General features: G+C 70.3%; 6 protein-coding genes. 3 read left to right on the plus strand and 3 right to left on the minus strand.

Going from position 1 to position 8,167, the window contains the following annotated elements:
- Nucleotides 1-62 precede the first annotated feature (62 nt).
- Nucleotides 63-2,903 (minus strand): pyruvate dehydrogenase (acetyl-transferring), homodimeric type, encoded by a 2,841-nt coding sequence (gene aceE / locus ACFVJS_RS24060; protein ID WP_378885759.1) that lies wholly within the window; start codon nt 2,901-2,903, stop codon nt 63-65.
- Between the two features lie 85 nt (nt 2,904-2,988).
- Here aceE and ACFVJS_RS24065 point away from each other — a divergent pair, with 85 nt between their 5' ends.
- On the plus strand, nt 2,989-3,882 hold the full coding sequence (locus ACFVJS_RS24065; RefSeq protein ID WP_378885761.1) for a carbohydrate kinase: 894 nt from the start codon (nt 2,989-2,991) through the stop codon (nt 3,880-3,882).
- 7 nt (nt 3,883-3,889) lie between these two features.
- Here ACFVJS_RS24065 and ACFVJS_RS24070 read toward each other — a convergent pair whose 3' ends face one another.
- Both ACFVJS_RS24070 and ACFVJS_RS24075 read right to left on the minus strand, forming a co-directional pair.
- Nucleotides 3,890-4,861: an NAD(P)/FAD-dependent oxidoreductase gene (locus ACFVJS_RS24070; protein WP_378885762.1), complete on the minus strand. Its 972-nt coding sequence runs from the start codon at nt 4,859-4,861 to the stop codon at nt 3,890-3,892.
- Nucleotides 4,858-5,970 (minus strand): glutamate-cysteine ligase family protein, encoded by a 1,113-nt coding sequence (locus ACFVJS_RS24075; protein ID WP_378885764.1) that lies wholly within the window; start codon nt 5,968-5,970, stop codon nt 4,858-4,860. Before ACFVJS_RS24075 ends, ACFVJS_RS24070 begins: the two co-directional genes overlap by 4 nt.
- A 79-nt stretch (nt 5,971-6,049) precedes the next feature.
- Between ACFVJS_RS24075 and ACFVJS_RS24080 the strand changes: the two genes are divergently transcribed.
- Entirely contained in the window at nt 6,050-6,826 is a 777-nt protein-coding gene (locus ACFVJS_RS24080; RefSeq protein WP_378885766.1) for a siderophore-interacting protein, read from the plus strand.
- Nucleotides 6,827-7,017: 191 nt separating this feature from the next.
- A partial coding sequence (locus ACFVJS_RS24085; RefSeq protein WP_378885768.1) for a Cmx/CmrA family chloramphenicol efflux MFS transporter occupies nt 7,018-8,167 on the plus strand: 1,150 nt, incomplete at its 3' end.

Consider the following 8,167-nt stretch of genomic DNA (forward strand, 5'->3'; position numbering starts at 1 on the left):
CCCCTCTGGCTCGCTTCGCTTCACCAGACACGGGGTCAGATGCGCCGACTCGGCGCCACGGTTCAGGCGTCGCCGCCCTCCTGCATGATGCCCTTCGTGGCCGTTGGGTCGTCGATGCGGTAGGCGTCGAAGGCCTTCTTCACCAGCGACGCGTCGATCTCGCCGGCCTCGGCCAGGGCCTGAAGGGCCTGGACGACGACGGACTGGGCGTCGATCTGGAAGAAGCGACGCGCGGCCGGGCGGGTGTCGGCGAAGCCGAACCCGTCGGCGCCGAGGACGCGGTAGTCGTCCGGGACCCAGCGGGCGATCTGCAGCGGGACGGCCCGCATGTAGTCGGAGACCGCGATGACGGGGCCGGTGGACGCCGACAGCTTCTCGGTGACGTACGGCGTGCGCGGGGTCTCGCCCGGGTGGTTGAGGCTCCACTGCTCGGCGTCGATGGCGTCGCGAGCGAGCTCGTTCCACGAGGTGACCGACCAGGTGTCGGCCTTGACTCCCCACTCCTCCTCGAGGAGGCGGGCCGCCTCCTCGATCCACGGGTAGCCGACGCCCGAGGCGAGCAGGCGGACCCGGGGGCCCTCGCCCGAAGCGGTCGAGACCTGGTGGATGCCCTTCAGGATGCCCTCGACATCGACGCCCTCGGGCTCCTTGGGCTGGCTGACCGGCTCGTTGTAGACGGTCAGGTAGAAGATGACGTCCTCGCCGTGCGGGTGCTCCTCGGAGGTGCCGTACATCCGCTCGAGGCCGCTCTGCATGATGTGCGAGACCTCGTAGGCGAAGGCCGGGTCGTAGTGCACGACCGCCGGGTTGGTCGCTGCCAGCAGCGGGGAGTGACCGTCGGCGTGCTGCAGGCCCTCACCGGTCAGCGTGGTGCGGCCGGCGGTGGCGCCGATCAGGAAGCCGCGGCCCATCATGTCGGCCATCGCCCAGATGGAGTCGCCGGTGCGCTGGAACCCGAACATCGAGTAGAAGATGTAGAACGGGATCATCGGCTCGCCGTGAGTGGCGTACGCAGTGCCGGCAGCGGTCGCCGAAGCCAGCGCCCCCGCCTCGGAGATGCCCTCGTGGAGCAGCTGGCCCTGCGCGGACTCCTTGTAGGAGAGCAACAACTTCCGGTCGACGCTCTCGTACTGCTGGCCGCCCGGGTTGTAGACCTTGGCGCTGGGGAACATCGCGTCCATGCCGAAGGTGCGGTATTCGTCCGGCGCGATCGGGACGATGCGCTTGCCGATCTCGGGGTCACGCATCCAGTCCTTGAGGAGCCGGACGGTGGCCATCGTGGAGGCGATCTTGTTCTTGCCGGAGCCCTGCTTGAGCTCGGAGTAGACCTTGTCGCCCGGCAGGGTGAGCGGCTTGAACTCGACCCGGCGCTGGGGGAGCGGGCCGCCGAGCTGCTTGCGGCGCTCCATCATGTATTCGATCTCGGCGGACTCCGGACCCGGGTTGAAGAACGGTGCCGCGCCGGTCTGCTCGTAGGTCGCCTCGAGCTCCTTGTCGGAGATGGGCAGGAGCAGACGGTCGCGGAACTTCTTCAGGTCCGCCATGGTCAGCTTCTTCATCTGGTGGGTGGCGTTCTTGCCCTCCAGAGCGTCGATCGTCCAGCCCTTGATGGTGTGGGCCAGGATGACGGTCGGCTGACCGACGGTCTTGGTGGCCGCGTCGAAGGCGGCGTAGACCTTGCGGTAGTCGTGGCCACCGCGCGGGAGCTTGCGGATCTGCTCGTCGCTCATCTGCTCGACCATCTTGCGCAGGCGCGGGTCGGAGCCGAAGAAGTTCTCCCGGACGTAGGCACCGGTCTCGACCGAATAGGTCTGGAACTGGCCGTCGGGGGTGGAGTTCATCTTGTTGACCAGGACGCCGTCGACGTCCTTGGCGAGCAGCTGGTCCCACTCACGGCCCCAGATGACCTTGATGACGTTCCAGCCGGCACCGCGGAAGTTGGACTCCAGCTCCTGGATGACCTTGCCGTTGCCGGTCACCGGGCCGTCGAGCTGCTGCAGGTTGCAGTTGACCACCCAGACGAGGTTGTCGAGCTCCTCGCGGGCGGCGACGCGGATGGCGCCGAGCGACTCGGGCTCACCCATCTCGCCGTCGCCGAGGAACGCCCACACGCGCTGGTCGGAGGTGTCCTTGATGCCGCGGTTCTGCAGGTAGCGGTTGAACCGGGCCTGGTAGATCGAGTTGATCCCGGTCAGACCCATCGACACCGTCGGGAACTCCCAGAAGTCCGGCATCAGACGCGGGTGCGGGTAGCTGGAGATGCCCTGACCGACGCCGTGCTGCACCTCTTGGCGGAAGCGGAAGAGCTGCTCCTCGGTGAGCCGGCCCTCGAGGAAGGCGCGCGCGTAGATGCCGGGGGAGGCGTGGCCCTGGATGAAGACCTGGTCGCCGCCGCCGGGGTGGTCCTTCCCGCGGAAGAAGTGGTTGAAGCCGACCTCGTAGAGGCTCGCGGAGGACTGGTAGGTGGCGATGTGGCCACCCACCTCGAGGCCCTTGCGGTTGGCGGAGGAGACCATGACCGCGGCGTTCCAGCGGATGAAGGCGCGGATGCGTCGCTCGATGTCCTCATCGCCCGGGAACCACGGCTCGCGGTCGGAGGGGATGGTGTTGATGTAGTCGGTGCTTCGCAGGGCAGGTACGCCGACGGACTGCTCCCGGGCGCGCTCCAGAAGACGCAGCATGAGGTAGCGGGCCCGCTCGCGTCCGCTCGACTCGAGCATCGCGTCGAACGAGCCGAGCCACTCACTGGTCTCTTCGGGATCGATGTCCGGAAGCTGGGTCGGTAGACCCTCGTGGATTACGGTCGGCTGGGCGGGGGTCGGGCCCTGCGGACCACCAGTCGTCTCGGTGGATTCTTCGGTCACATCCTCAATGGTCGCACGCGGTCGAGAGCGGCTGCCCATCCGCGGTGGGTTACTGGACAGTAGGCGGTTTCTGCTGGTCAACCCCGGAAAACCAGCTCATACGCCGAGTTGCTACCCTGCCGCCGTGACCAGCCTGGATCGTGACAATGCCGCTGCCGACGTTTTGGTGATAGGTGAGGCACTGGTCGACGTGGTCACGACGGCTGACGGCGTGACCCGGGACCACCCCGGCGGGAGCGGCGCCAACGTCGCCGTGGCGCTCGGCCGCCTCGGCCGGCCGGTGCGATTCGCTGCTTCGTTCGCTGATGATGCTCGCGGGCGCTCCTTGGCTGCTCACCTGGCTGACTCGGGCGTCGTGATGGCCTGCGACCCGCATGCGCTCGACCGCACCTCGACCGCGCAGGCGACCATCACGGCCGACGGGTCGGCGACCTACGTCTTCGACCTGGAGTGGAAGCTCGGTGAGGTCGAGGTGGGGACGCCGCGGTTCGTGCACATCGGCTCACTCGCCCCGGTGCTCTCGCCCGGCGCGGAGACGGTCTTCGCGCTGCTCGACGGACTCCCGGACTCGGTTCGCGTCCTCTACGACATCAACATGCGGCCCACGCTGACCGGGACCGGTCCGGAGATCGTCTCGCGGATCGAGCGGGCGACGGCGTACGCCGATGTGGTCAAGGCCAGCGACGAGGACCTGGAGACCCTCTATCCCGGGATCGGGCTCGACAAGGCCGCCGCGCGGCTGCTCGAGCTCGGTGCCGGCGCGGTCGCGGTGACCCGCGGCGGCGACGGGGCCAGCTGGATCACCGCGTCTGAGCGGATCGACGTCGAGGCTCGGAAGGTGACCGTCGTGGACACCATCGGTGCCGGCGACACCTTCTCCGCCGGCCTGGTCGACGCGCTCTGGGACGACTTCGACCGCGACCGGCGTGAGGTGCTCGCCCACGGCGTCCGGGCGGCGGCCGTCACCGTCTCGCGCGCCGGTGCCAACCCGCCGACCCGGGCCGAGCTGGAGGGCTGACTCCGGACTAGGCCGCCAGCCGCTCGGCGAGCGTACGTCCCAGCCAGGCCGAGGAGCGGACCGAGCTGCCACACCCGGCCAGGAGCAGGCCGGGCGCGGGCTCGTCCAGGACGAGCTTCTTCTGGGCGACGTCGACGCCCCACAGGATCTGCTCGACCTGCGCCTCGCGGAGCCAGGGGAGGGCGGTCGCGAGGCCACGCTCCAGGAGGGTCTCCCAATGGTCGACGGGACCGCTGAGGTCCTCGTCCTCGACGATGTCCTCCTGGCCGACCAGGACCCGCAGGCGCCCTTCGACCGACTTCACGAAGGCGTAGCCGTAGCCGTCGCCGACCGGCACGATCGTGTGCGGCATCCGCTCGCGCTCGGGCGGGACCGGGAGGTCGAGCACGAAGAGCTGGCGCTTCTCGAGCTCGGCGTCGGTCTGCGGGAAGAGTCGGGCGTTGGCGGCGCCCAGCGCGACCAGGACGCGCTCCGCGCGGATGGTGCCGCGAGCGGTGTCGACCAGGTGGCCCGAGCCGTCGGGACGTACGCCTTCGACGACCGCACGGGGCACGATCTGCGCACCGGCGTCGGCGGCCCGCTCCAGCAGGTGGGAGACCAGCCGGGACGCGGAGATGTTGAGCGCGGGAATGTGCTCACCGGTGTGGAGCAGGTGGTAGGTGTTCTCGATCGCGGCCAGGTCGACGCCCTCGGCGAGCAGGCTCTGCACGAACTCGGCGGTCTCGGTGGTCATCTCCCGCTTGAGCGGGTCGGCCCAGGTCCACCGGATGCTGCCGCCGGAGTAGCGGTAGGTGGAGACGTGGCCGGGGTCGTCGGCGGGGTCGTCGCTGAGCACCACGATCCGCAGCTCCGGGGACATCCGCGCCAGGAAGTAGGCCGTAGCGGCGCCGATCGGCCCTGCTCCGCAGATCGCCACATCGGCCTCAGGGGGAAGTTCAGCGGTCAGGTCGGCGGGCAGGTCGGCGGGGAGATCAGTCAACGAAGTCCTTCCGGGTGGTACATCAGGCCGGTGCGCGAATATGCGTCCAGAAGGCTATCGGCTGGGGTGCGTCCCTCGCTCAGCAACTGGTCCAGACCATCCAGGTGGCCGGCCTCCGGCATGCCGGCGAGCGCGCGACGGGCGGCCGCGATCACCTCGCGCGCACCTGCGGCGATCTCGGGGTCGGCGAACGCGGCGGTCGCTGCGCGTTGGTGCAGGTCGCGGCTGGGTCTGTCGGCAAGACCCGGAAGATCCTCGGCGAGGCAGACGCCGAGGGTCAGCGCCGCGCCGGCGAGCAGCAGGTCACGGGTGAGGAAGGCGTCGTAGGCCTTGAACTCGATACGCCCGTCCTCGCGCGGGATCCGGGGCTTGTGCACCATGGTGGGCTCGGCACCCTCAGGCGGTTCGACGAAGCAGCGCGCCGCCACCCGCCGCCAGGTGCGCTCGTAGGTGCGCTTGCTGGGGCCGCGCCAGCGCCGGCCCGCGTGGAAGGGCGAGCTGAAGCTGAACGGCACCATGAAGGGGCTGTAGTGGGTCAGGCGACGGGTCACCTCGACCACCTGTGCCGCGGAGAGCCCGGGGAAGGAGAGGTTGATGTCGGGGCCGTAGCTCAGGTTGGAGACCTCGGCGTGGTCGTACTCCCGGTGCTCGGCCCGCATCTGCCGTTCCCACTCGTTGAGCGGCGGGTCGAGGACGTACGCCTCGCGGACCGGGTTGAAGCCGACGATGCCCAGGTGCAGACCGAGGGGCTCGAGACGCTTGGCGATGTCGCCCTGCAGGTCGACGAGCCGGTCGGCGGCATCGGTGGTGCTGGCGCAGATCGGGGTGCGGATCTCGACGCCCTTGACCAGCATCGTGGTGAAGGTGCCGTCGGCGTCGAACCGCTCGTCGCCCTCGAGGTACCAGTAGCCGCTCTTGATGCCGAGGTCACCGCGGACGAGGCCGTCGTCGGTGGCGCCGGAGCCGTCGGCGAGGGCGCGTTGAAGGGCGGCGAAGTCGAGATCCCCGAAGTCGTGGAAGGCGCCCGAGTCGCGAAACGTGCTCGCGCCTACGTCGGGCGACTCCGTCACCAGGGCATACTCGAACTCGAACCCGGCGGAGTAGAGCACGGCGCAACTCTAGGGCAGTCGGCGGGCCGCCATCTGCATTTCTCGGAAATTAGGTTAGGCTCCCCTCATGTTTCGCGCGGTGAAGCCGGAGACAAAGCCGGAGACGCGGGTCGTGGTCACCTCGACCCAGCGCCTCAGTGCCGGTATGACCCGCGTCCACTTCCGCGCCGAGGACCTCTCCGCCTTCGTGGGCAGCGTGTGCACCGACCGGTTCATCCGCCTGGAGATCCCGGTCGGCGACGGGTCGACCGTCTGCCGCACCTACACCGCGCTGTATCCCTCGGTCGCCGAGGGCACCTTGGCCGTCGACTTCGTGCACCACGGCGACGAGGGCGTCGCCGGCCGTTGGGCCGCGACCGTCGCGGGACCGGGCGACGTGCTCACGGTGCGCGGGCCGGGTGGGACGTACGCTCCGGACCCGGCGGCCGACTGGCATCTGCTCGTCGGCGACGAGTCGGGCTTGCCCGCGATCCGGGCGGCGCTGGCGGCGCTGCCTGCCGACGCGGTCGGCTACGCCGTGATCGAGGTGCCTTCCGCCGACCATGTCCAGCAGGTCGAGGCACCGGCCGGGGTCATCGTGCGCTGGGTGGACGCCACGGTCGACCCGCCCCTCGAGACAGTCGTACGCGAGCTGCCCTGGCTCCTCGGCCGGGTCCACGCCTTCGTGCACGGTGAGGCTGAGGTCACGATGCAGCGGATCCGTCCCTACCTGCTGCGCGAGCGTGGGATGCCGCGTGGCGACCTGTCGATCTCCGGCTACTGGCGCCGCGGGAACAACGAGGACAGCTTCCGGGTGTGGAAGCGCAGCCAGCGGGTCGAGCCGGTGGCGGCGTATGCCGGTCAGGCGCTGCGGTAGCCTACGGACCATGTCGAGCCCTGAGGCAGCCACTGTGGGGGCTTTCGGTCACGCCGTCAGCCCCCTGAACCACTGAGGTTCCAGCCCCTTCCGCCCCGGCGCGTTTCGCGCGGGCGGTCGTTCGGCCACCCCTGGGTGCTGGCCGTGGTGACGAGACGCCTTCCGTCCGTTTCCTGCCTCGGAGTATCCACATGCCTCTCGCGCTCTACCTGCTCGCCCTGGCGGTCTTCGCCATGGGCACCTCGGAATTCATGCTCGCCGGCCTCGTGCCGGACATCGCCGCCGGCCTCGACGTCTCGGTCGGGACCGCCGGTCTGCTCACCTCCGCCTTCGCGGTCGGGATGATCCTCGGCGCGCCCGTCATGGCCGCCTTCGCGCGCCGTTGGCCCGCCCGGGTCGCGCTCCTCGGCTGTCTGGCACTCTTCGCCGCCTGCCATGTCGTCGCCGCCCTCACGCCGGACTTCGCCGTGCTGTTCGTGTCCCGGGTGGTGGCAGCCGTCGCCAACGCCGGGTTCCTGGCGGTCGCGCTCAGCACCGCGACCCGCTTGGTGGCCCCTGACCGGAAGGGGCGCGCGCTCGCGGTCCTGCTGTCGGGTACGACGCTCGCCACCGTCGCCGGTGTGCCCGCGGGCGCGTTGCTCGGTACGGCCCTGGGGTGGCGGGCCACGTTCTGGGCGGTCGCGCTGCTGTGCGTGCCCGCGGCGTTCGGGATCGCGAGCGGGGTGCGGTCCGGCCCTCAAGAGGAGGCACCGGGTCGGCCCGGGCCGTCGCTGGTCGCCGAGCTCACGCAGCTGCGAGCGCCGCGCCTGCTCGTCGCGATGCTCCTCGGCGCGCTGGTCAACGGAGGCACCTTCGCCGCGTTCACCTTCCTGGCGCCGATCGTCACCGGCACGGCCGGGTTGGCCCAGGTCTGGGTGCCGCTGGCTTTGGTGCTGTTCGGCATCGGCTCCTTCGTCGGGGTCGCCGCTGCCGGGCGCCTGTCCGACCGGCACCCCCGTCTCGTCATCGTCGCGGCCTCGCCCGCGCTGCTCGCGGGATGGCTGCTCCTGGGTCTGCTCGCCGACCGCGCGGTGCCGCTGCTCGTGCTGGTGTTCGTCCAGGGTGTCCTGGCGTTCGCAGTCGGCAGCAGTCTGATCGCGAGGGTGCTCTACGCGGCCTCCGGTGCGCCGACCATGGGTGGCTCCTACGCGACCGTGGCGCTCAACGTCGGGGCCGCGGCCGGGCCGGCGATCGGAGCGGTGACCCTGTCGAGCGCGGGCGGCCTGGGGCCGGTGTGGGTCGCGACCGCCCTGACCGGGGTCGCGCTGGTCGCCATGGTGCCGTCGCTCGGGCTGATCGCAC

The organism is Nocardioides sp. NPDC057772, from assembly GCF_042798075.1.
Lineage (GTDB): Bacteria > Actinomycetota > Actinomycetes > Propionibacteriales > Nocardioidaceae > Nocardioides.

Coding starts and splice junctions, on each gene's coding strand:
- aceE (WP_378885759.1), bottom strand. CDS start 2,903: ATGGGCAGCCGCTCTCGACCGCGTGCGACCATTGAGGATGTGACCGAA.